Here is a 301-nt window from a genome sequence, read left to right on the forward strand (position 1 = left end):
GTACGGCGACAGCTGGTCGTTGCCGCCGCTGCCGGAGAGGGTGGTGTCGTTGAGGAACGTGTTGCGCACCATCTGGTTGTACGGCGCCCAGGCGATCACCTTGCCGGCGGCGAAGCGGAAGACCCAGTCGGTGCTGGCGTCATAGACCAGGGTCACCGACGGCAGGAAGAAGTCCTCCTTCTTCGACAGGCGCGTCCACTTGCTGTCCAGGTCGTCCATGGTGGGAACGCCTTCGTAGATGTAGCTGTGCGACTCGGTCTTCGAATCGACATAGCGAACGCCGAGGTTTCCACGCAGCGGG

At 63.1% G+C, this 301-nt stretch carries 1 protein-coding gene; it reads right to left on the reverse strand.

Annotation, left to right across the window (positions count from 1 at the left end):
- A partial coding sequence (locus R0J87_RS19370) for a TonB-dependent receptor domain-containing protein (RefSeq protein WP_498888278.1) occupies positions 1-297 on the reverse strand: 297 nt, incomplete at its 3' end.
- Positions 298-301: the final 4 nt, after the last annotated feature.

It is taken from the genome of Halomonas sp. SIMBA_159 (assembly GCF_046536035.1).
Taxonomy (GTDB): Bacteria; Pseudomonadota; Gammaproteobacteria; order Pseudomonadales; family Halomonadaceae; genus Vreelandella; species Vreelandella venusta_A.